We start from the raw sequence: 23380 nt of genomic DNA, 5'->3' as shown, positions 1-23380 counted from the left end.
AAAGGTCCGACTTCATGGCTTTGGACGTTTTCACGCCCATCGGCGGCACGGTCGCGCTCGCCGTCGGCACCGCGACCGCCCGGGCGGCGCTCCCGGACCCGAGGATCGGGACCGAGGACCGCAGCCTGCGCATCCTGAACGCGGGCGACGACACCGCCTTCGTGGCCTTCGGGGGCAGCACGGTCGCGGCCGCCGTTCCGGCCCACGGCGCGCCGGCGAACGGCATCCCGATCCCGCCCAGCCACGCCCCGGAGCCCTTCCGGATCCCGCCCGACGCCACCCATCTGGCCGCCATCTGCCGGAGCGGGTCGGCGACGCTCTACATCACGCTCGGCCGGGGCCTCTGATGCTCCGCTCCCGCCTCAGGTCGCGCAGCCGCAGCCCGGTCGCGGGCCGGCGCGGCGCGGCCGGCTCCCTGCTCGACCTCGATTATGTCCGCAATCTCTACCATGGGCGCAGCCTGGCCGACCACGTCGCCGGGCGGGCTTCCCAGGCCTATACGCCGGATGCCGACGGCGTCTACCACCTGACGCAAGCCACGGAGCCCCGGCGCACCAGCGCCGGGTTCCTGCTCGAGCACGGCGCCACCAACGCGGTGCCGAACGCGTGGCTTCATGGCGCGGCCGCCGGCACGCCCGGCGCGCTGCCGACCGGATGGGCCGTGACCATCCCGACCGGCACGACCCTGTCGGTGGAGGCCGTCACGACCCACCGGGGCCTGCCCGTCATCGACCTGCGCCTGCGGGGCACGGCCACCGGCGGCGGCTTCCAGATCCGCTTCGGCGGGCTCTCGGACATCCCGGCGGCGGCGGGCCAGAACTGGGCGTTCTCGGCCTTCCTGCATCTGCTCGAGACCTCCGGCAACCTGCTCGATCTGAGGCTGGAGCTCCAGGCGCTCAACGGCTCCGCCATCGGGCTCGGCGCGAACGACAGCGGCAACGTGCTCGCGCAGGCGGCCGCCTGGTCGCGGCCCGCCACGAACCTCGTCGGCACGCCGGCCGGCACGGCGAAGATCGTCGGCCTCCTCACGGCGGACCAGGATTTTTCCGGCTCGGTCGCGCTCGACGAACGGATCCGCATCGCCGTGCCGCAGATCGAGCCATGGAACCCGCTCTGGTGCGACGCCCCGTTCCCCACGACGCCGATCCGGACCGAGGGCGCGGCGGCGGCGCGCGATTTCGAGCACGCCCACGTGAGCCTCGACGGCCTCGGCGTCACCAACGCCTTCACGGGCATCGTCATCGGGCGCATGCCGCCCGCGATCCGCAGGCTCGGCACCCATGTGGAATTCGTGAGCGCCGATTTCGCCCCGCAGCACATCCTGGGGCTGCGCACGGACGCGGCCGGGGCCGCCATGGAGCTGCGGATCCGGGCCTTCGACGAGGAGGCCGGCGTCACGGCGAGGGTGCCCCTGCCGGCGCCCGGCTCCCGGTTCTGCGCGGCCTTCTCGGTCAACGACCGGGCGGTGGCGCTCTCCGTTAACGGCGGCGCGGTCGGGTCCGTCACCTCCACGCACCCGGTCTTCGACGGCTACACGGACATGTTCGTGTGCGGCACCTGGGGCGGCGTCCACCAGGCGGAAGCACCGGTCGAGCGCGTCATCGTGTTTCCGGGACAGGTGCCGAACGGCGACCTGCCGGCCTATTCGGTGCCGTCGCGGTGGGACCCGTGATCGCGCGCGCCGTTCGCCCCTCCCGCCACCCTCCGCACGTCATGGCACCCTCCGCCCTTCCTGACACCCTCCGGCGTCATGGCCGGCCTTGTGCCGGCCATCCCGATCGGAAGGGCGCGGCGCCTCTCCCATCGGGATCTCCGGGACAAGCCCGGTGATGACGTGGTGTGTGTGACCCGGTGATGACACCCTCTCCCCACATGGGTGAAGCCCCGCATGGCCCTGAACGACAAGCAGACGCGGTTCGTCGAGGAATACCTCGTCGACCTGAACGCCGCCGGGGCGGCGCGCCGGGCGGGCTACAGCGCGCGGAGCGCGGCGCCGATCGGCCATGCGAATCTCCGCAAGCCCGACATCGCGGCGGCGATCGCGGCCGCCCGGGAGGCGCGCTCCGCGCGCACCGGGCTGACCCAGGACTGGGTCCTGGACCGGCTGCGCGAGATGGCCGAACGGTGCATGCGGCAGGAGCCCGTGCTCGATCGCCAGGGCCAGCCGGCCGGCGCGTTCACGTTCAACGCCGCGGGCGCCACGAAGGCGCTGGAGCTCATCGGCAAGCATCTCGGCATGTTCAAGGACAGGGTCGAGCCGGGCGGGCTCCGGAAACCGGAAGACCTGTCGGATGAAGACCTTGCCGCTCTCGCAACAGGACGCAGCCCGGGAGCTTCTGCGCCGTAGGCGGATCAGGCGCTCCTTCGTCGATTTCTGCCGGTCCACGGGGCTCGAGCCGGCGCCGCATCATCGTCTGCTCGCCGCCAAGCTTCAGGCCCTGGCCGAGGGGACGATCCCGAACCTCCTGATCTTCATGCCGCCGGGCTCCGCCAAGAGCACCTACACGTCGCAGCTCTTTCCGGCCTGGTACTTCGCCCAGCCCCATGCCGGAAATATCATCGCGGCCTCGCACGCGACGGAGCTGGCGGAGCGGTTCGGGCGCAAGGTCAGGGGCTGGGTGCTGAATCAGGGGACGGCCCTCGGCTACGGCGTCTCGGGCGAGAGTTCCGCGGCCGGGCGCTGGATGACCACGCGGGGGCAGGAATACCTCGCCGCGGGCGTCGGCACCGGCATCGCGGGCTTCAGGGCCAAGATCGGCCTGATCGACGATCCGTTCCGCTCCCGTCAGGACGCGGACAGCGCCTTGGTCCGGAACCGGGTCTGGGAGTGGTTCAACGACGATTTCGACACCCGCATCGTCCCGGGCGGCGGGCGGGCGCTCGTCATGACCCGCTGGCACGATGACGACCTGGCCGGCCGATGGATCGCCCGGGCGCGGTCGACCGGCGAGCGCCTCGAGATCATCTCTCTCCCGGCGGTCGCGGAGGACCACGACCCGCTCGGACGGGCGCCCGGCGAATGGCTGTGGGAGGGCGAATACGGCTACGCGGACCTGCTGCGGGCCAAGCACCGGACGGCCGATCCCCGCACATGGGCGTCGCTCTACCAGCAGAACCCCGTCCCGGACGGCGGCGATTACTTCAGGGCCGCATGGATCCGCCCGGTCGCGGCCCTGCCGCCGACGGCAACCCTGAGGATCTACGGGGCGTCGGACTACGCCGTCACGGCGGATGGCGGCGACTACACGGTTCATGTGGTGGCCGGTCTCGATCCGGAGGGCCGGATGTACCTGCTCGATCTCTGGCGGCGCCAGGCCGCGTCCGACGCCTGGGTCGAGGCCTGGTGCGATCTCGTCCTCACATGGAAGCCCCGGGAATGGGCGGAGGAGCAGGGGCAGATCCGCGCCGGCGTGGGGCCCTTCCTCGACAAGCGCGCGCGGGAGCGCGGCGCCTACTGCGCCCGCACCCAGTTTCCGACCCGGGGGGACAAGGCGGTCCGCGCCCAGTCGATCCGCGGGCGAATGGCCATGGAAGGGCTCTACGTCCCGGCCGCCGCGCCCTGGACGAACGATTTCGTCGCGGAGCTGCTGCGCTTCCCGGCCGGCGTCCACGACGATCAGGTGGATGCGCTCGGCCTGCTCGGGCAGCTCCTCGACACCATGAGAAACGGCACGGCGCCGGCCACGGCCGCGCGCCAACTGAGACCCGGATACCGCCCGATCGGAGCCCGCGCGCCGGCTCCGAGCGCCAACACGTTGTGATGCCCATGAGCGAAACCCGACCCGCCGACGACGGGCTGTCCCACGACGGTCTGTCCCTGCCGGCCCTGCGCCGGCAATACACGGACTACGTCACGGTCAAGACCGCCGAGGTGGACGAGCAGCGCACCGCCTGGCGCTATTACCACAGCGCGCAATGGACCGAGGAGCAGCTGCGCACCCTGCGCGACCGCCGCCAGCCGCCGATCACCTTCGACCGGCTGTCGCGCAAGATCGACGGGCTCGTGGGCGTGGTCCAGAGGTTCAGGACCGACCCGAGGGCGTTTCCGCGCACGCCCCGGCACGAGGCCGGGGCCGAGCTGTCCACCATCGTGCTGCGCTATGCCCTGGACGCCAGCCGCTGGGAGGATATCGAGCCCGGGGCGCTGCTCTCGGCCGCCGTCCATGGCATCGCGGTCGTCGAGATGGGGCTCGAGCCGGGCGACGGCGCCGACCCCGACATCACCCTCTCGTCGGTCGATCCGACGACCTTCTTCTACGACCCGCGCTCGGTGCAGCCGGATTTCTCGGACGCGCGCTACATGGGCGTGTACCGCTGGGTCTCGGCCGGCGAGCTCGACGAGATGTTTCCCGGCGCGTCCGAGCGCGTGGCCGGTTCCTTCGGCGGCGGCGACGGGACGGCGCACGAGATCGACCGGGCGCCGCTCTGGGTGAACGCGAAGACGAAGATCCGCCTCAACGAGCACTGGTACCGGCACCGGGGCGAATGGCGGTACTGCATCTACGTGAACACGGTGGCGCTGGCGCAGGGCGCGTCGCCCTTCGTCGACGCGCGCGGCCGCACGATCTGCCGCTACCGCGCCTGGTCCAACGGCGTCGATCACGACGGGGACCGCTACGGCTTCGTGCGCCGCCTCAAGGGCCCGCAGGACGCCATCAACCAGCATCGCTCCAAGGCGATGCACATCATGAACACCCGCCAGGTGATCGCCCGCAAATGGGCGCTCGACGACATCGAGGCCGCGCGCCGCGAGGCCGCGCGGCCCGACGGCGTGATCCTGTACGACGGCGCCTCGGACGAGTTCCGCATCGAGCAGGCCGATCAGGAATTCCTGCAGCAGACCCAGTATTTCCAGGATGCCAAGGGCGAGATCGAGAATTTCGGCCCGAACCCGGCCGTGGTCGGCACCGGCGTCGAGGCCCGCTCCGGCCGGGCGCTCGCCGTGATGCAGCAATCGGGCATCGCGGAGCTCGGGCCGTTCCTGGCCCATTACCGGGCCTGGAAGCTCGACGTCTACCGCTCGGTCTGGTGCGCCGTCCGCACCTGGTGGACGGCGGAGCGCTGGATCCGCATCACCGACGACGCGGGCCTGGCCCGGTTCATCGGCGTGAACCGGCTCGAGATCGGCCCGATGGGCAACCCGGTCATCGCCAACGCCCTCGGGCAGCTCGACGTGGACATCATCCTCGACGAGGGCCCGGACGTGACCAACGTCATGGGCGACGTGTTCGACATCCTGTCGTCCCTGGCGCAGAGCAAGATCCCGGTGCCGCCCCAGGTGTTCGTCGAAATGTCCGCCCTGCCGAAGGCGGTCAAGGACAAGGTGCTCGGCATGATGTCACCCGAGCCCGACCCCGTCGCTCGGCAGCTCCAGGCCCGCCAGGCCGAGGCGGAGGTCGCCGGCCAGGAAGGCAAGGCGGCCGAGAGCTTCGCCCGGGCCGACAGGACCCAGGCCGAGACCGCCCGCCTCGCCGGACCGGGATGGCCGGCACAAGGCCGGCCATGACGTGAGAGGGTGGCAGGAAGGGTGGAGGATGCCATGACGGGGGAGGGTGTTGTCACCGGCCCTGACCACCTTCTCCACGTCATCACCGGGCTTGTCCCGGTGATCCCGATTGTTCAACGCGCCGCGCCTTTCGGATCGGGATGGCCGGCACAGGGCCGGCCATGACGTGCGGAGGGTGGCGTGACGGGGAGGGTGCCGTGACGGGGAGGGTGGCCATGACGTGGAAAGGGCGGAGGGTGCCATCACCAGCCCTGTCCCCGATGCTCCGGTTCGTCCGCGCCACGATACGGCGCAAAGGCTCCGGGCCGCCTCAAGGGCCCGTTTCGCGTTCGCCCCGGCGCACGGGGGCGCCTTCGTAGCCTCGACGACAGAGAGGAACACCATGACCACGGACGACAGCCGGGGCGCCCCCGCGCCCCTGGACGATGACGCTTTGTTCGATGCGATCACCGCCGGCGACACGCTGCCGGCCCTCGGTGACGCGGAGGCCGTGCCTCCCGAGCCGGCCGCTCCGCCGGCTTCGGAACCAGCCCCTCAGCCGGCCCATCACGTTCCGCTCTCCGAGCTCCTGAACGAGCGGGAGAAGCGGCAGGCCCTCGAACGCGAGCTGGCGGACATCCGCCGGCACGAGGTCGAGCCGGTCCTCGCGCCGGTGCAGACCATCGTCATGGGGCTGACGCGCGAGGTCGCGGAACTCCGCTACTCGCGCGACGAGGTGGCGGAAGCCGAACGGGCCTTCAACGAGGCGGCCGAGTCGGGCCGCCTGGATCCTGCGCTGCACCATCGCATCAACACGTCCGCCAATCCCTTCGCCTCGGCGGTGGAATGGCATCGGCAGCAGAAGGTTCTCTCGGAGGTCGGCGGCGATATCGCGGCCTTCCGCCAGAGAGAGCGCGAAGCGGCCTTGAACGACCCCGAGTTCCTGAGAGCGGCGCTGGAGCGCGCCCGCGCCCAGGCTCAACCGGCGCCCGTGGTCCATCGTCCCGGCTCCCCGCAGCCGGCAGCAACCCTGCCGTCCGTGTCCCGCATGGGCGCGGCGGCTCCCATCAGCCAGACCCAGCCCGACATGGCCGCCGACGACACCCTCTGGGATGAAGTCACGGCCAGGCGAAAGCGCGCCTGAAGGCGTTCGGGCTCGGTCCCCTTTCTGAAAAGGACATGCGGCCATGGCCGTCACGACGAACCACTCCAACAACGAGCTGATCAAGTTCAAGCGCGAGGTCACCTACGGGTATCTGCGCAACAGCCGGCTGTCGCGCTATCAGGGCACGTCCGCCAATGCGGTCATCCGCCTGGTCAAGGACCTTCAGGCGGACGGCAAGGAGATCCGCGTCCCGTTGGTCGACCAGCTGCGCGGCCAGGGGCTCGGCACCGGCACCCTGACCGGCAACGAGGAGGCCATCGACAATTACGGCGCTCCCATGTGGGCGGACTGGCTGCGCCACGCGGTGCGCTGGAACAAGGCCACGGACAAGGACTCGGCGCTGAACATCCGCAACATCGCGACGCCGCTCCTGTCCAACTTCGGCAAGCGCATGGTGCGCGACGAGACCATCGACGCCATGCTGTCGATCCCGACCGCGACCCCGCCCGCGGGCTTCCGCGGACCCAGCGGCTCCCGCATCAACGGGATCAGGTGGGCCGATGCCACGCCGGCCCAGCGCAATAACTGGTTCGACGCCAACGGCGACCGCATCGTCGTCGGCGCCGCGCTCGGCAACCGGGTTGCGGGCTCGGCGGCCTCGTCGCTCGCCAACGTGGACACGACCAGCGACCGCCTGGGCACGGGCATCGTGTCGCTCGCCAAGCGCGTCGCCATGAGCACGACGGAGAACAAGATCACCCCGTACATGGTCGACGACACCGACGAGGAGATGTACGTGATGTTCGTCGGCTCGCGCGCCATGCGCGACCTGAAGAACGACGACGCCATGAAGGCGGCTCTTCGCGAGGCCCGGCCGCGCGAGGGCGCGGCCTGGGAGAAGAACCCGCTCTTCAAGGCGGGCGATCTGTGGTGGGTCAACGTGCTCGTCACGGAGATCCCGGAGATCGACGAGCGCCTGACGCTCACGGGCGCCGGCGCCGCCGGCTCCAACGTGGTGCCGGGCTTCCTCTGCGGGGTCTCGGCGCTGGCCTATGTCATGGGCCAGATGCCGACCCCGACCCAGGCCGACGAGACCGATTACCAGTTCAACACCGGGATCGGCACCGAGACCCAGTACGGCATCGGCAAGGTGGCCAAGATCCCGCCCGGCGGCACCCAGCTCAAGGACTGGGGCATGGTGACCGTCTTCACCTCGAGCGTGGCGGACGCCTAAGCGCCGGCGGGTGTTATCACCGGCCCATCCCACCCTCTCCACGTCATCACCGGGCTTGTCCCGGTGATCCCGCTTCTGAGAGCCGCCGCGCCTCACCGGATCGGGATGGCCGGCACAAGGCCGGCCATGACGTGGAGAGGATGTCAGGACCGGACCACCCACCCTCCACCCCATCATCGGGCGGCGGCCGTCTCCGGACCGCCGCCCGTTCTGCGAACCCTTGAAGGAATGCCCCCATGGCAACCGTGATCTATCGCGACCGTGACCGCACGGCGCCCCGTGTGACCTGGCAGGGAATCGAGTTCCTGGACGGCCAGCCCGTCGCGGTGGACGACCCGGCCCTCCTGGCGAAGGCGGCAGCGAACGCCTTCTTCGAGATCGCGGGCGAAGCGCCCGCGCCGCGCCGCGGGCGCCCGCCGAAGGCTGTGACCCATCGTGAGGTGACCCATGACGAAAACCAAGGCTGAGCTCGCCACCCGGGCGCTCGGCATCCTGAACATCCTGCAGGCGGGGCAAGCGCCGCACCCCGAGGACCTGACGGCCGTCGCGGGCATCGTCGATCCCCTCGCGGCGCAACTCGGTCTCGACAACGTCATCTACGTGGACGACACCGACGGGATCGACGACGCGGTGTTCCTGCCGCTCGCGGCCCGCCTGGCCCTGGAGATCGCGCCGGATTTCGGCCTTCCCGCCGTCGACGACGCCACGAAGGCGAGAGCCGAGGTCCCCCTGCGGCGCCTGGCGGCGCGGCCGCCGTCCTACCGTCCGCTCACGATGACGAGCTTCTGATGCCGGCCATTCCCTATCCGGTCTCCTCCACGCCCGGGCAGCGTCCGGGCGAAGGGCAGGGGCGGCTGATCAACGTCTATGCCGAGACGCTGGGCGAGAGCATCCGCTATCTCGGGACGCCGGGCCTTGCCGTCTTCGCCAATGCGGGCAAGTCGACCCCGCGCGGCATGATCGAGGTCAATGGCGACGTCTATGCGGTCTATGCCGCCGGCGTCGTGAAGGTGGCGGCGAATGGCGCGGTGACGGCGCTCGCCGGCTCCATCCCCGGCACGGACGGCGTGACGCTGGCGCGCAACAATAGGGTTTCTGGCGGCGTCTCGACGCCCGATATCGTGGCGGTGCGGGAGACGGGCGGCGCCTACGTGCTCACCCCGACGACAGTCTCGGCCTATCCCGATGCGGATCTGCCGGCGACAGCCAACAGCGTGGCATTCCTGGACGCCTTTCTCATCTTCAGCGTTGCCGACGGGCGGATCTTCGCCTCGGAACTCAACGCGACCGCCATCAATGCCCTCAGCGTCGCCACCGCGGAAGCCCAGCCCGACGGGTTGATCCGCTGCGTCTCCCATGCGGGCGTGATCTATGCGATGGGCCGGGACACCATCGAGCCCTGGCTCAATGTCGGCGATTCCCCGTTCCCGCTCCAGCGCGGCACCTCCGTCCTGTCGGTCGGGCTGCTCACGGCCATGGCGATTGCGGGGTTCGGGGTCGGATGGGACGACGTCCCGTATTTCGTGGCGCACAACAAGACCGTCCAGGCGCTCAAGGGCTACCAGACCGAGAAGGTCTCGACGCCGGATGTGGAGGCGTTCATCGCGGCCTCCACGGTGTCGACCCTCGAGGCCTGCGTCTACACCCTCAACGGCAATGCCTTCTGGTCGCTCTCGTCCGACCAAGGGACCTGGGAGCTGAATGTCAGGACCGGACAGTGGCACGAGCGCGTCAGCGCCGGCCTCAATTGCTGGCGCGGCTCGAAATCCGTGAAGGCCAACGACAAATGGCTCATCGGCGACAGGCTGTCGACCAATCTTCTCACTGTCTCCGAGAGCCTGAGGACCGAGGCCGGAACCGCCGTCGAAGCTACCTTCGAAAGCGGCCCGCTGAAGGAGTCCCCGACCAGGATGGTCGTTCCATCCCTGTTCGGGGAATTCACGCCCGCCGAGGAGACCGACGTCGCCGTGTCGTGGTCGCATGACGGCGGCAAGACCTGGTCGAACCCGGTGACGCGCTCGCTCGAACAGGCGGACAAATTCCCGGTGCGGGTCAACCGGCTCGGGCTTTCGACCCATCACGGTTTCCGGGTCCGGTTCAAGACGTCGTCGGCGAAGGATTTCGCATTCATGGGGGCGTCGGTTCCCGACCCGCAGGGGAGGACGCCGTAATGCCCACCGAGGACAACATCGATCTGGCCAGGCTGCCGCCGGTCCTGCCCGTCACCGTGGCGCGCACGACACCGGACGGCCTGCCGACCAAGGAACAGCTCGACTGGGACCAGTTCGCCCGCAACTGGTACAAGACCACCGTCGTCAACCTGAACACGCGCCTGACGGAGGTGCGCTCCGACACGGACGGCAATTCGGCCTCCATCGTCGAGGAGACGAACGCCCGCACGAGCGCCGACGAAGCCCTGGCTGAGCAGATCACGACGGTCGAGGCGAGCGTCGGGAATTTCACCGCAGGAGGGCAGGTCTATTTCGGGGCCCGCGCGACGCCGGCCGGGGCCGAAGCGGCCTATGGCATCTACCTGACCGCCGGGAATGCCTTCACGGGCTTCGAGATGATCGCGAAGAGCGACGGCACCTCGGCCATCGGGCTGAGCGCGAACCAGCTCTACTTCACCGACAGCGGGACGGGCACGAACGTCTTCAGCTACACGGGCGGCGTGTTCCGGTTCAATGTCCCGGTCGAAGTCAGGACCGGAGAGTTGGCGCCGAACGCAGCGACCAAGCCCGACAAGACGACCATCAACTCATCGAACATTGTAGGCAATACGAGCGGGAACTGGGTCAATCTGATTTCCCACACGGTCGATGCCGACGGCAGCACCTATTCGGCGCTGATCATCGCTGATTTCATGTATCGGGTCGTTCCCTTCTCAGGCACGTCCAACGGCAGTTGGAGGCTGATCAGGCAGAGGGGAACCACAGTGAATACGCTCCGGCAGGGGGACCTTATCGTCTTCACCAACTATTTCCCTGTGCTGACGGCCCGACTGCTCGATGACATCCAGGACAACGACGTCATCCGCATTCAGGTCCTGGTCGGCGGCGACAGCACGGCGGCGTTCCAGTTCGACGACAAGGCGATCCTCGTCGACGTCCGCAAGCGCTGATCACCTTCCCACAGCTTCAAACTTCGGGAGACGCTCATGTCCTCACCCTTCTCCGGCAGCGCCGGCCGCCGCGCCGCCGTGGCGGAAATGGCCTATCTGGACAATGCGCAGAAGGGCATCGACCAGCGCATCAAGAGCGGGCGCAACGCCAGCCTCAAATCCCTCAACGGCGGCTACAAGAGCGCCCTTGCCGTGAACCAGCAGGAACAGGCGCTCTACAACCCCTACCGGGACACCGGCCTGTAGGCGCTCGGCCAGTATTCCGATGCCGCCGGCCTGAACGGGCCGGAGGGGCACGACCGGGCGGTGGCGGCGTTCCGCGCCGGCCCCGGCTACCAATACCAGGTCGACCAGGCCACCGACGCGGTCGCGCGCAAGGCGTCCGCGTTGGGCATGCTCGGATCCGGCAACACCGCGGCGGCGATCTCGGATCGGGCCGGCCACATGGCCGATCAGGAATACGACCGGTATCTCGGCCGCCTCGACGGGCTCAACAGGCTCGGCTACGACGCCACGGGCCGCCAGGCCGGCGTCCTCTCCGACCGGGCCGACCTGTTCACCGGGCGCGGCCGGGACAGGGCCTCGGTCTATGGCGATGCGACGCGTCTTGGGGTCAGCACGGCCCAGCATACGGCGGACGGCGCCGTGAGCGCCCTGCACGGCGGCATGATGGCCGGGCAGAACGCCGCCGCGAACCGCTTCGGCGCCATCATGGGCGGCTTGCAGCTCGGCTCGAAACTCCTGGGCGGCGCCGCGGGCGGCGGCGGCCTGGGCAGGCTCGGCAGCCTGTTCGGTTGAGGAGGGCACGTCATGTCCGGTGGTTACGGCCCTCCCGATTGTTTGATGCGCAACGCCTCTCGGAAGCGGGATCACCGGGACGAGCCCGGTCATGACGGGGAGGATGATCATCGCTGTGGCGTGACCTTTCCCACGTCATGGCCGGGCCTGTCCCGGCCATCCCGATTGCTGGAAGCGCAACGCCTCTCGGAAGCGGGATCACCGGCACAAGGCCGGTGATGACGTGAGAGGGTGGTCAGGGCCGGTGACGACACCCTCCGCACGTCATGGCCGGGCTTGTCCCGGCCATCCCGATCCGGTGAGGCGCGGCGCCTCTCGGAAGCGGGATCACCGGGACAAGCCCGGTGATGACGGGGAGGGTGCTGTGACCCGGTGATGACGGGGCGAGGGGCACTGGCGTGGCCCGCTCTCGTCCGCACCAGGCCTACTCGCCGCCGCTGCGCTGGTCGGCGGCGCGGCCGCCGCACCGGGAGCCGTCGCCGGCCCAAATCACGCGCTAACCGATCGAGCCGCCTCCGGGCGGCTTTTCTCTTTCCAGGGCTCCCTCACGGGGGCCTTTTTCGTTGGAGCCGCCATGGCCAGTTCCGCCCCTTACCAGTTCTGCTTGTCCGCATCCGACGATGCGACCGTGCTGTTCGCGCTCGACTTCGCGCTCGACGGCGAGACGGACTTTCCCTTCGAGGAATACGAGTTCGCGTATTCCGTCGGCGGCTGCGGTTCGAGCGTCCTGCTGACGGTCGGCAACGGCCTGACGGTCGACGCGCCCACGATGACCTTCCGCATCGAGAAGGGCGTCCTTCCCGTGGGCGACTATCCGCACGGCCTGCGCGCCACCAGCACGGTGACCGGCGACATCGTCCAGATCTTCGACGGCACGCTCACCATCAACGAGGGCAATTTCCCATGACGGCACGTCTCAGCGCCACCGGGCGCTCCAACCTCCGCCTCACGTTCCGGGCCGGCATCGGCGGAGCGCCCGGCTGGTCGCCGGTCTTCGCCGTCGCGTCCGACGGCACCCGCCGCGTCCTTCGCGTCTCGGACTGGATCGGCGGCCGCCTCGACAAGCCCGCCACGGGTCAGTATCTCGGCGCGGCCGGGCTCGTGAGCGACATTGCCGACGCGGTCGACATCCGTGGGTCGCAGGGCATCCAGGGAGAGAAGGGCTGGGCTCCGGTCCTGTCTGTGGTCAACGACGGCGCGCGCCGCGTTCTTCAGGTGACCGACTGGACGGGCGGCGCCGGCCCGAAGCCCGCGACCGGCCGCTATATCGGGGCCACGGGGCTGGTGTCGGATATCGCGTCCGCCGTGGACATTCGCGGCGCGCAGGGCATTCAAGGCATCCAGGGGATCCAGGGCATTCAAGGTCCGACCGGCCCGCAGGGGCCGCAAGGTCCGCAGGGCCCGCCCGGTCCCCCGGCCACGCACACTCATCCGTCAACCGATATTGCGGACAGCACCGCGTTGGGGCGCTCCCTTCTGACGGCCGCCAGTCAGGCAGCCGCCCGCAGCGTCATCGCCTTCAACGAGGCCGTCGATGATCGGGTGGCGAGCCTCATCGTCGCCGGACCGGGGATCTCCAAGGACTACAACGACGCGCTCGACTCCTTGACGATCTCCACGAATGCAGCGCTGACAAAGCTCGCTGAAGGGTCTTCGACGTCCGCGAGCGTCATCATCATTTCGTTTCCGACGGGGTACAACAGGTTCAAGATCGTTGCGACCGGCCTCTATCCGACGACAGGCGATTCCATCCTGTACGGTCAATTCAGCTATGCATCCGGGGCTCCGCAGAACCACTATGCCGGGAGCTGGGTCGCGAGCAACGGCGCGAGCGGTGTCTTCTCCGGAGCGAACGAATTCTTCATCCGCCTCTCCAACACGATCCGCGCTGTCAGTTCCGATTTCTTGCAGACAGGGTCTCTGCTCGACATGGATGTGGTTGTGGCCAACATCCCATGGAGCATCTCGAATGTGCTGCGATCCAGCGTTTCGCACCACATGGCCGGGAACATCATGTCACACGTCGAGGTCACCGGTCGATTCGATCCGGCCGGATTCGAGTCGGGAGGCTATCGCTCGAGCGGCGTTTCCTTGTTCTTCGGAAACGGGCAGCCGGTGAATGCCAAATGGGCGCTCTACGGATGGGAGGGATGACATGCCGCTCTACAAGAACATCGATGGCGTCGACGTGGAAATGTCGTCCGAGGAGGAGGCCGCCTTCATGGCGGCCCTTCCGCCGGCACCGCCGCGCTCCCTCGACCGCGGGTCCTTCCTCATCAAGCTCGAAACCCTCGACAGGTACGATGATGTCCTGACTTGGCTCGCGAGCCGGCCGACCATGACGAAGATCAAGTTCAATGAGGATCCCGTCTTCTTCGAGGATGACCCGGACGTGGCGGATATGGCCGCCGCCCTCGACATCGAGGTCTCGTACATCTTCGACCCCGGGGTCTAGCGCACCGGACCACACACACCACGTCATCACCGGGCTTGTCCCGGTGATCCCGATACGGTGGAGCGCCGAGCCCTAAAAGATCGGGATGGCCGGCACAAGGCCGGCCATGACGTGAGAGGGGGCAGGAAGGGCGGAGGGTGCCATGACCGGGAGGGTGTTCGCACCGGCCCTTGCCACCTTCTCCACGTCATCACCGGCCTTGTGCCGGTGATCCCGATGACGAAGAGCGCCACACCTCACCGCACCCGCCCCCGAGGCGGGTTTTTTATTGGAGATTCCCTGATGGCCGCAGTGAACGTCCCGCGCGTGCTCGCGCTCGTCCTCCGCATCGAAGGGGGCTATGTCGACCATCCCCAGGACCCGGGCGGCGCCACGAAATTCGGCATCACCCTCGACACCCTGTCCGAGTGCCGCGGCCGGCGCTGCACGAAGGCCGATATGCGCGCCCTGACGGAGGAGGAGGCCGGGGCGATCTACCGCGCCCGGTACTGGAACCGGGTGCGCGCCGACGAGCTGCCGCCCGGCATCGATGAGGCCGTCTTCGACTTCGCCGTGAATTCCGGGCCGTCCCGCGCGGTCATCGCCCTGCAACGGGCGCTCGGCGTGGCGGATGACGGCGTCCCGGGCCCCGTCACCCTGGCGGCGGCCCGGCGCGCCAACCCGCGCAAGGTCGTGAACGCGATCTGCGACGACCGCCTCGCCATGATGAGGCGGCTCGGCCCCTGGAGGACGTTCGGCAAGGGCTGGTCCCGCCGCGTCGCCATGGTGCGCGCCGCGGCGCTCGCCCTGACCGACGCCCCGCCGACGCTCGCGGAGCGGGCGACGGCCCTCTTCAAGCGGGCGGCCTGACATCCCCGGCCGCCGGGGATCGGGGGGCGCCATCCAAGACCGAGGACCAGACGCATGACCAGTGAAGTCGTGAAGAGCCTTGCCCGCCAGGTGCTGACCATCGCGGGCTCCTATCTCGTGGCCAAGGGCTACGTGGATGCCGAGAATGCGGCCGCCCTGGCGGGCGCCGTCGCCACCATCGCCAGCGTCGTGTGGAGCGTCACCGCCTCCAGGAAGCGCGCCGCGTAATCCCACCGACCGCGCGGAGCCGCCCGCCGGAGGCGGCCCGCCACAGGGGCGAACCGATGACCGATACCGACACCCGCGACCGGGTCATAGCCCAGGGCGTCCTGCTCGCGGCCTTGGAAAAGAAGATGGACGGCATGGACGCCAAAGTGACGGCCATGCACGAGCTGCTGCTTCAAGGGAAAGGCGTGGCCAGGGCCGGCCGATGGGTCGGCCCCCTGGTGTCGGCTCTCATCGCCTTCGCCGTGTCGCAGCTGGGAGGCTTCATCTCCTTCCCCCGATAGGCGCCTGGCGTTGCGATCCCATCCGGCACATGGACCGGGACATGAAAGCGCGGTAGCCTGTGCGACCATGGGGATGATCAACAGGGGAGGCCCACTCCCCGGCATCGTTTGGGGGCGGCACCGTGTTCACGTTTCTGGCTCAGTTCTTCCTCGGAGAGCCTCCGCGGCAGCAGGATTTCGACGTCGGGCCGATCTATCACTCACCCAACCTGCACGCGTTCTTCATGTTCGGCCTCATCCTGTTCTGCATGTGCCTGGCGCCGGCCGTGCTCGCCCTGTGGAAGTCCCAGAGGCGGGGATGGGCGCTCGCGATCGGGCTGTGCCTCCTCCTCGGGGCCGCCGTGGCGTCGGGCGGCGTCTACGCCAGCGGCTATTCGGAGGCCCGGTATCCGGGCTTCCAGGTCAAGGCGGCCCGGAGCTTCTGAGCCGCGGATCGAGCCCGGTGGTGACGTGAGTGGGTGAGGTGAGGCCGGTGCGAACACCCTCCGCACGTCATGGCATCCTCCGCCCCTCCTGCCACCCTCCACGTCATGGCCGGCCTTGTGCCGGCCATGACGTGGAGGGGAGAGGTGCAGGGGAGAGACGGGCGTCCCGATTGTCCGAGGCTCCCATCCTGAAGCGGCGCGTCGGTTGTGGCCGAAAGGCGGATCCCCTTTTCCGCAGGATGCGCTAGGCTTCGCCCACCTTGCGAGGATCGGAGCCCTTCATGACCGGCTATGGCGACACCTATTATGCCCGCACCCTGACGGACCCGGCGCCCGGCTCGGCCCTGGAGGGCGCCACGCGCGCCGACGTGGTCGTCGTGGGCGGCGGGCTGGCCGGTCTCACGGCCGCTCTCGAACTGGCGCGGGTCGGGCGCTCGGTGGTGGTCCTGGAGGCGGAGCGCGTCGGCTGGGGCGCGTCCGGCCGCAACGGCGGCTTCGTCGGTCCCGGCTACGCGACGAGCCTCGCCAACATCACCCGCATGGTGGGGGCCGACCGGGCCAAGGCCCTGCACCGGCTGTCGATCGAAGGCGTGCGCATCGTCGAGGACAATCTCGGGGCTCTCGGCATGACCGACAACGCCCGGGTCTACGGCAAGATGAGCGTTCTGCGGTACCATGATCCCGATGCCCTCGCGCGCCAGTGCGAGACGATGGACCGGGACTTCGGCTACCGCCTCGAGGTCATGCCGACCGACGCCGTCCGCACCGTCCTGCGTTCGCCGAAATACCATCAGGCGCTCTACGATCCCGCGTCCTTCCACTTCCACCCGCTCAACTACGCCCGCGCCCTGGCGAAGGCGATCCAGGGGCTGAACGGACGCATCTTCGAAGGGTCGCGGGTGGTCGGCTGCGATCTCGGGGGAGCCGAGAAGATCGTCAGGACGGAGCGGGGCGAGGTGAGGGCCCGCGACGTGGTCCTGGCGGGAGGCGGCTATACGGACAACCTCGTGCCGCGCCTGCGCCGGAGCATCCTGCCGATCGCCACCTACGTGCTTCTCACCGAGGCGGCGCCCGAGCGGATCGCCCAGGCGGTCCGGACCCCCATGGCGATCAGCGACAACCGTCGCGCGGGCGATTACTACCGTCTCGTCGACGGGGGCGCGCGCCTCCTCTGGGGCGGCCGGATCACCACGCAGACCACGGAGCCCCGCCGCCTGGCGGACATGATGCGCCGGACGATGGTCTCCACCTATCCCCAGCTCGAGGGCGTCCGCGTCGAGACGGCCTGGTCCGGGCTGATGGCCTATGCCCGCCACCTGATGCCCCTGATCGGGAAGCTTCAGCCCGGAATCTGGCACGTGTTCGGCTTCGGCGGCCGCGGCATGAACACGACGGCCATCGGCGGGCGCGTCATCGCGGAGGGCATTCTCGGCACGAGCGACCGGTACCGGCTCTACGAGCCCTTCGGGCTGGCGTGGAATGGCGGCCCGTTCGGAGTGGCGGCCGCGCAGCTCACCTACTGGACCTATCAGGCCATGGATCTCGCCAAGGAGCGCCGGGCGGCCCGCGCGGCCTGATCGGCCGCTCGCACCACCCGCCACGTCATCACCGGGCTTGTCCCACCCGCCACGTCATCACCGGCCTTGTGCCGGTGATCCCGATCGTTCGAGGCGCGGCGCCCCACCGCATCGGGATGGCCGGGACAAGCCCGGCCATGACGTGGGAGGGTGGCAGGAAGGGCGGAGGTGGCCATGACGTTGAGGGTGTCATCGCACGGAACACCCTAGAGCATCGGACGGTTTGTCGGACCCGCTCGGTTTCTACCTCTGCCCAGGGAAGAGGGGTGGGATGTCGTGGATCCGTATTTTGGTCCGATGCTCTAGTCGTGCCCGAGGCGCATGCGCCGCTCCAGGAACCGGCTGTAGGCGCCCATGCCGTAGGAGAACACCAGGAACACGAAGGCTGCGAAGACATAGCCCTCCAGAACCGCGATGCCGACCCAGTTCGGGTCCGTCATGGCCGTGCGGACCGTGGACAGGAAGTCGAGCAGGCCGATGATCGTGACCAGGGTCGTGTCCTGGAAGAACCCGATGGAGATGTTGACCAGGGGCGGGATGGCGATCTTCAGGGCCTGGGGCAGGACCACGAGACGCATGGCCTGCCAGTAATGCAGGCCCATGGCGCTCGCCGCCTCGTGCTGCCCGCGCGGGATGGCCTGAAGGCCGCCGCGGACCGCCTCGGCGATGTAGGCGGCCGCGAAGATGATGATGGCGATCTGCGCCCGCAGGAGCTTGTCCACCGTGATGCCGCTCGGCATGAAGAGCGGCAGCATCACGGAGGCCATGAACAGGATGCTGATGAGCGGCACGCCCCGGATCAACTCGATGAACACGATGGCGATCACCCGGATGGCCGGGAGCTTCGACGAGCGGGCGAGCGCCAGGACCAGCCCGAGCGGAAATCCCAGGGCAAGGCCCACCGCCGACAGCAGGAACGAGAGCGGCAGGCCGCTCCATTGCGTCGTCGGCACATGGGGCAGGCCGAGGACGCCGCCGCCGATCAGGACCGCCGTGGCGACGATCGTGACGCCCCAGAGCGCGAGCAGCCGTCGGCTCCAGAACCGCGGGATCATGGTGACGGCCATCGCGCCCAGGAAGAGCACCATGGCGAGCAGCACGCGCCAATGCTCGTCGTAGGGATAGACGCCGAAGATCATGAAGCGGAGCTTCGCTTCGTAGAAGGGCCAGCAGGCTCCATGCCCGACCTTGCAGGCCTGGGCGCCGCCTTCGGTGACGGCCCGCGTCACGAGCCAGCCCCAGGCCCCCTTCACGGCGAGCCACAGGATCCACAGGCAGGCGAGCGTGACGACGGCGTTGACCGGGGTGCCGATCAGGGGCTTGAGCGTGCGGCGCAGGAGGCGGCGCTCCACGCCCGGCTCCCGCTGCGCCGGCATCTCGACTTGCGCTTCGGCCATGTCGGTGGCGGTCGTCATGGCTCAGCGCTCCTTCAGCGCGACGCGGCTGTTGTACCAGTTCATGAACACGGAGATCATGATCGACAGGCCGAGATAGACCAGCATGAAGATCGCGATGCCCTCGATCGCCTGGCCGGTCTGGTTCATGGTCGTGTTCGACACCATCACCAGATCCGGATAGCCGATGGCGATGGCGAGCGACGAGTTCTTGAACAGGCTCAGGTAGCTGCTGGTGAGGGGCGGGATGATGACGCGCAGCGCCTGGGGCAGGACCACGAGGCGCATGGTCGATCCGTCCCGCAGGCCGAGCGCCCGGGCAGCCTCCCATTGTCCCTTGCGCACCGAGAGAATGCCGCTTCGCACGATCTCGGCGATGCCGGCCGAGGCCGACAGGGCGAGGCCCACGAGAAGGGCGGTGAATTCCGGCCTGAGCTGGGCGCCCCCGGTGAGGCGGAAGCGCCCCTTCTCCGGAAGGTCCACCGCGAGGTCGGGCTGCGCGATCAGCAGCGCGAGCGCCGGCGGGAGCAGGACCGCCAGGGCGATCCAGGGCCACATGGTGCGCGCCTTGCCCGTCCTGATCCGCTCGGCGGTGGCGCGGCGGCGGAAGACGACCGCGAGGATTCCCCCCAGGACGAGCGCCAGAAGAACCGTGGTGTGCGCGCCCGTCCACACGAGGGACGGCACGGTCAGGCCGCTGTTGCTGAGGAACACATGGGGCATAACCTCCCAGGCTTCCCGGACGCCCGGCAGGCCCGTGACGATCAGGGCGTACCAGAGGAACAGGTAAAGCAGCAGAGGCACGTTGCGCAGCGCCTCCACATAGAGGAAGGCCAGAAACGCCAGCAGCGGATTGCGGGACAGGCGCGCGATGCCGACGAAAAGCCCGATGAGGGTCGCGAGCACGACGCTCCAGGCCGAGACCCAGACCGTGTTGACGATGCCGGCCAGGATGGCGCGCCCATAGGTGTCCGTGGGCTTGTAGTCGATCAGGGTCTGGCTGATGACGAAGCCCGCTTCACGGCTCAGATAGCCGAAGCCCGTCGCGATGTTCTGCTCCGCGAGCTTCTGCGACACGTTCGAGAACAGATACAGGCCCAGAAGGACGATGCTCGCGACGGCGATCACCTGATAGAGAATGGCACGGAACCGCAGATTGTAGAGGAGGCTCGTCCCGCTCATCGCTTCGGCGCGCATGATGATCCTTTCCGGCCGGAACCGAGGGGCGAGCGGGCGGCCGCGAGGCCGCCCGCCGGTCTCAGGCTACCGGAACGGCGGCGCATACAGCAGGCCGCCCTTGGTCCAGAGCTCGTTCGGGCCGCGCGTCAGGCCGAGCCGGGTCTTGGGGCCGAGATTGCGGTCGAAGACCTCGCCGTAGTTCCCGACCGACTTGACGATGTTGTAGGCCCACTTGTTGTCGAGGCCGAGCATCTTGCCGAAATCCCCGTTCACGCCGAGCATGCGCTGGATCTCCGGATCCTCGCTCTTGAGGAACTCGTCCACGTTGGCCTGCGTGACGCCCTTCTCCTCCGCCCCGATGAGAGCATAGACGGACCAGTTCAGGATATCGCGCCAGTTCGGGTCGTTCTGGCGGATGGTCGGCGCGAGCGGCTCCTTGGAGATGGTCTCGGGCAGGACCACGTATTGCGACGGATCGTTGGCGATGGCGCGAACGGAGGCGAGGTCCGAGCGATCCGTCGTGATGGCGTCGCAGCGTCCGTTGAAGAACGCATTGCGCCATTCGTCGGAGTTCTCGAACACCACGGATTCGTACTTGATGTTCCTGGGCCGGAAGAAGTCTTCCAGGTTCTGGAGCGTGGTGGTGCCGGGCAACAGGCAGATGGCCGCATCGGCAAGCTCGCCGGCGCTCTTCACGTTGAGCTTGGAGGGAGCCATCAGCCCCTGGCCGTCGTAGAACACCACGGGGCCGAAATCGAGCCCGAGCGACGCGTCGCGCGTGAAGCTCCAGGTGTTCTGCCGGGACAGGATGTCCACCTCTCCGGACTGCACGGCCTGGAAGCGCACGTTGGTGTTCAGCGGAACGTACTCGACCTTGTCCGGATCGGCGAAGATGGCGGCCGAGACCGCGCGGCAGATGTCGACATCGAAACCGCGCCGCACGCCCTTGTCGTCGGCGTAGGAAAAGCCGGGCGCGACCGGCGACACGCCGCACAGAATCTTGCCGCGCTTCTTGACCGTGTCGAGCGTCGACTGAGCGGATGCCGGCGCTGCCGAAACGGCCGCGACGCCGGCGATGAGGCTCATTGCGAGCCAACGAACCATGGATTTTGGCTGTATCATAGCACTCCCTCTTTGTCCGCGCCTTATCTGGCCGCTGATGCGTCAAGCTAGACCCGAAACAACAAGGGTTTCAAGGACTGATTTTCTTCGCGCCGGACGTTTGCGCGCTTGCTGACCGGCGAAAAGCTATGCACACTCGCCCGCGTTCAACGCAGCGCCCGCTGCGCCCGCCCTTGCCGCGCGAGTGGTTCATGCCCATCCTTCCCAAAGCCGACATCGTCCTCACGAACGGCCGCGTCTTTCTTGGATTTTCAGAACCTGTGACCGAAGCCATCGCCCTCTGGTGCGGGCAGGTCCTCGCGGCGGGAACCTCCGCCGACATGGAGCCCCTCATCGGGCCGGCGACACAGGTGATCGATCTTCGCGGGCGCCTCGCGACGCCGGGCCTGTGCGATTCCCACATGCATCTTCTCCCCTACGGGGTGATCATGGGCCATGTGGATGTGCGCGCCTCGTCCGCCCCGACGCTCGCGTCCCTGCTCGACAAGGTGCGCCAGCGCGCCGCCGTGACGCCGCCGGGCCAGTGGATCCAGGGGCGCGGATACGACCAGTTCGCGCTCGATGTCGGCCGTCACCCGCTCCGGGAGGAGCTCGATGCGGCCGCACCCGACCATCCGGTCGCGATCGTCAGGGCGTGCGGCCATGTGACGATCTGCAATTCCAAGGCGCTCGAACGGGCCGGCATCGACGAGACGACGCCCGTGCCGCAGGGCGGCGCCATCGAGCAGCGCGACGGCCGGCTGACGGGCCTGCTGGCGGAGACCGGTCGCGATCGCCTCAAGGCCGTGCTGCCGGAGCCGACCGATCAGGAATTGGTGCAGGCCATCGACGATGCCGGCCGGGCCTGCCTGTCCTACGGAATCACCAGCGTGATGGATGCGGGCGTGGGCATGAGGGCGGGCTACCGCGAGGTGGCCGCCTATCGCACGGCCCAGCGCCTCGGTCGTCTGCCCGTGCGCACGACCCAGTGCCTGCTCGGAGGGCCGGGCGGGATCGTCGATCAGGCCTATGCGGACGGCGTGGTGACCGGCGTGGGCGATTCCATGCTGCGCGTCGGGCCGGTGAAGATCTTCACCGACGGCAGCGCCGGCGGCCGCACGGCCGCCATGAGCGAGCCCTATGTCGGCGAGCCGCGAACCACCGGCCTGATGCTTCTGCGCGACGACGAGATGAACGACCTCGTGCGCGATTATCACGCCAGAGGCTATCAGCTCGCCGTCCACGCGATCGGCGACGCCGCCATCGAGCAGACCCTCAACGCGTTCGAGCTCGCCCTCGAGGCGATGCCGGACCCCGACCGCCGCCACCGGATCGAGCATGCGGGCTATGCGAGGGCCGACCAGAATGCGCGCATGAAGCGCCTCGGCGTTCAGCCCGTGCCGCAGCCGGTCTTCATCTACGATTTCGGCGACCTGTACGTGTCCGTGGTCGGCGAGACGCGGGCGAAGCCGTCCTATCCGCTCAGGACCTGGATCGATATGGGATTCAAGCCCGCGGCCGGCAGCGACGCGCCGGTCTGCGACATCGATCCGTTCCCCAACTTCTTCTCCATGCTGACGCGCAAGACCTCGCACGGGACCGTCATGGACGAGCGGGAGGCGGTGTCGATCGAGCAGGCCATCATGGCCTTCACGGAGTTCGGCGCCTATGTGAACAAGGCCGAGCACGAATGGGGCCGCCTCGTCCCCGGCCTCGCGGCTGATGTGGCGGTGTTCTCCCGCGACCTGCTGACCGCGTCTCCCGAGGAGATCCTGACCGACACCCGGTGCGACCTCACGATCCGCGGCGGCGCGGTCGTGTTCGACCGCCATGGCGAGACGGGTGTCTCATCCTCCCCGTCATCACGGGGCTTCTACTAACCCTCCACGTCATCACCGGCCTTGTGCCGGTGATCCCGCTTCTGAGAGGCGCCGCGCCTCACCGCATCGGGATGGCCGGCACAAGGCCGGCCATGACGTGCGGAGGGTGGCAGGAAGGGCGGAGGGTGCCATGACGTGGGGAGGGTGTTGTCACTGGGCTTGTCCCACCCTCTCACGTCATCACCGGGCTTGTCCCACCCTCCACGTCATCACCCGCTCACACAACCCTCTCACGTCATCACCGGCCTTGTGCCGGTGATCCCGCTCG

General features: G+C 68.7%; 25 protein-coding genes. 22 read left to right on the top strand and 3 right to left on the bottom strand.

Going from position 1 to position 23380, the window contains the following annotated elements; all coding sequences use genetic code 11:
• The first annotated feature begins 14 nt into the window (after positions 1-14).
• The 21 genes from NF876_RS09880 (at position 15) to NF876_RS09780 (ending at position 17558) form a co-directional block, all read left to right on the top strand.
• Positions 15-347, top strand: a complete 333-nt coding sequence (locus tag NF876_RS09880) for a hypothetical protein (RefSeq protein WP_262268629.1) — start codon at positions 15-17, stop codon at positions 345-347.
• Positions 347-1672 (top strand): hypothetical protein, encoded by a 1326-nt coding sequence (locus NF876_RS09875; RefSeq protein WP_262268628.1) that lies wholly within the window; start codon positions 347-349, stop codon positions 1670-1672. The genes NF876_RS09880 and NF876_RS09875 overlap by 1 nt, the downstream gene beginning before the upstream one ends.
• A 216-nt stretch (positions 1673-1888) precedes the next feature.
• On the top strand, positions 1889-2347 hold the full coding sequence (locus NF876_RS09870; RefSeq protein WP_262268627.1) for a terminase small subunit: 459 nt from the start codon (positions 1889-1891) through the stop codon (positions 2345-2347).
• Positions 2292-3761: a phage terminase large subunit gene (gene terL / locus NF876_RS09865; protein WP_262268626.1), complete on the top strand. Its 1470-nt coding sequence runs from the start codon at positions 2292-2294 to the stop codon at positions 3759-3761. Before NF876_RS09870 ends, terL begins: the two co-directional genes overlap by 56 nt.
• A gap of 5 nt (positions 3762-3766) precedes the next feature.
• Positions 3767-5506, top strand: coding sequence for a portal protein (locus tag NF876_RS09860; protein WP_262268625.1), 1740 nt, complete (start codon positions 3767-3769; stop codon positions 5504-5506).
• A gap of 382 nt (positions 5507-5888) precedes the next feature.
• A complete protein-coding gene (locus NF876_RS09855) occupies positions 5889-6629 on the top strand; it encodes a hypothetical protein (RefSeq protein ID WP_262268624.1) in 741 nt (246 codons plus the stop codon).
• A 43-nt stretch (positions 6630-6672) separates the two neighbouring features.
• Positions 6673-7824, top strand: a complete 1152-nt coding sequence (locus NF876_RS09850) for a phage capsid family protein (protein ID WP_262268623.1) — start codon at positions 6673-6675, stop codon at positions 7822-7824.
• 236 nt (positions 7825-8060) lie between these two features.
• The gene (locus tag NF876_RS09845) at positions 8061-8291 is read left to right on the top strand and encodes a hypothetical protein (RefSeq protein WP_262268622.1); all 231 of its coding nucleotides are present in this window, start codon (positions 8061-8063) and stop codon (positions 8289-8291) included.
• On the top strand, positions 8272-8613 hold the full coding sequence (locus NF876_RS09840) for a hypothetical protein (protein WP_262268621.1): 342 nt from the start codon (positions 8272-8274) through the stop codon (positions 8611-8613). The genes NF876_RS09845 and NF876_RS09840 overlap by 20 nt, the downstream gene beginning before the upstream one ends.
• Entirely contained in the window at positions 8613-9995 is a 1383-nt protein-coding gene (locus NF876_RS09835; RefSeq protein ID WP_262268620.1) for a packaged DNA stabilization protein, read from the top strand. Before NF876_RS09840 ends, NF876_RS09835 begins: the two co-directional genes overlap by 1 nt.
• Positions 9995-10945: a hypothetical protein gene (locus tag NF876_RS09830; protein ID WP_262268619.1), complete on the top strand. Its 951-nt coding sequence runs from the start codon at positions 9995-9997 to the stop codon at positions 10943-10945. Before NF876_RS09835 ends, NF876_RS09830 begins: the two co-directional genes overlap by 1 nt.
• A gap of 36 nt (positions 10946-10981) precedes the next feature.
• Positions 10982-11191 carry a hypothetical protein gene (locus tag NF876_RS09825; protein WP_262268618.1) on the top strand — a complete coding sequence of 70 codons (210 nt, stop codon included), beginning with the start codon at positions 10982-10984 and terminating at the stop codon, positions 11189-11191.
• 60 nt (positions 11192-11251) lie between these two features.
• Positions 11252-11743: a hypothetical protein gene (locus NF876_RS09820; protein WP_262268617.1), complete on the top strand. Its 492-nt coding sequence runs from the start codon at positions 11252-11254 to the stop codon at positions 11741-11743.
• Positions 11744-12317: 574 nt separating this feature from the next.
• On the top strand, positions 12318-12650 hold the full coding sequence (locus NF876_RS09815) for a hypothetical protein (RefSeq protein WP_262268616.1): 333 nt from the start codon (positions 12318-12320) through the stop codon (positions 12648-12650).
• Entirely contained in the window at positions 12647-13897 is a 1251-nt protein-coding gene (locus NF876_RS09810) for a hypothetical protein (RefSeq protein ID WP_262268615.1), read from the top strand. Before NF876_RS09815 ends, NF876_RS09810 begins: the two co-directional genes overlap by 4 nt.
• Position 13898: 1 nt before the next feature.
• Positions 13899-14198, top strand: coding sequence for a hypothetical protein (locus NF876_RS09805; RefSeq protein ID WP_262268614.1), 300 nt, complete (start codon positions 13899-13901; stop codon positions 14196-14198).
• A gap of 282 nt (positions 14199-14480) precedes the next feature.
• The gene (locus tag NF876_RS09800) at positions 14481-15047 is read left to right on the top strand and encodes a glycoside hydrolase family 108 protein (protein ID WP_262268613.1); all 567 of its coding nucleotides are present in this window, start codon (positions 14481-14483) and stop codon (positions 15045-15047) included.
• Positions 15048-15101: 54 nt separating this feature from the next.
• Positions 15102-15275 carry a Pam3-gp28 family putative phage holin gene (locus tag NF876_RS09795; protein WP_262268612.1) on the top strand — a complete coding sequence of 58 codons (174 nt, stop codon included), beginning with the start codon at positions 15102-15104 and terminating at the stop codon, positions 15273-15275.
• Positions 15276-15331: 56 nt separating this feature from the next.
• The gene (locus NF876_RS09790; RefSeq protein WP_262268611.1) at positions 15332-15556 is read left to right on the top strand and encodes a hypothetical protein; all 225 of its coding nucleotides are present in this window, start codon (positions 15332-15334) and stop codon (positions 15554-15556) included.
• Positions 15557-15678: 122 nt separating this feature from the next.
• Complete coding sequence (locus tag NF876_RS09785) at positions 15679-15981, top strand: hypothetical protein (RefSeq protein ID WP_262268610.1); 303 nt, start codon at positions 15679-15681, stop codon at positions 15979-15981.
• 281 nt (positions 15982-16262) lie between these two features.
• Positions 16263-17558 (top strand): NAD(P)/FAD-dependent oxidoreductase, encoded by a 1296-nt coding sequence (locus NF876_RS09780; protein WP_262268609.1) that lies wholly within the window; start codon positions 16263-16265, stop codon positions 17556-17558.
• A gap of 302 nt (positions 17559-17860) precedes the next feature.
• On the opposite strand, the gene NF876_RS09775 is transcribed toward NF876_RS09780, so the two are convergent.
• The 3 genes from NF876_RS09775 to NF876_RS09765 form a co-directional block, all read right to left on the bottom strand.
• Positions 17861-18973 carry an amino acid ABC transporter permease gene (locus NF876_RS09775; RefSeq protein WP_262268608.1) on the bottom strand — a complete coding sequence of 371 codons (1113 nt, stop codon included), beginning with the start codon at positions 18971-18973 and terminating at the stop codon, positions 17861-17863.
• A 3-nt stretch (positions 18974-18976) separates the two neighbouring features.
• Entirely contained in the window at positions 18977-20149 is a 1173-nt protein-coding gene (locus NF876_RS09770; RefSeq protein WP_262268607.1) for an amino acid ABC transporter permease, read from the bottom strand.
• Between the two features lie 66 nt (positions 20150-20215).
• Complete coding sequence (locus NF876_RS09765) at positions 20216-21253, bottom strand: amino acid ABC transporter substrate-binding protein (protein ID WP_262268606.1); 1038 nt, start codon at positions 21251-21253, stop codon at positions 20216-20218.
• Between the two features lie 191 nt (positions 21254-21444).
• Between NF876_RS09765 and NF876_RS09760 the strand changes: the two genes are divergently transcribed.
• Complete coding sequence (locus NF876_RS09760; protein ID WP_262268605.1) at positions 21445-23112, top strand: amidohydrolase; 1668 nt, start codon at positions 21445-21447, stop codon at positions 23110-23112.
• Positions 23113-23380: the final 268 nt, after the last annotated feature.

This window comes from Microvirga yunnanensis (assembly GCF_025460875.1).
This window is presented reverse-complemented; position numbering and strand designations above follow the sequence as displayed.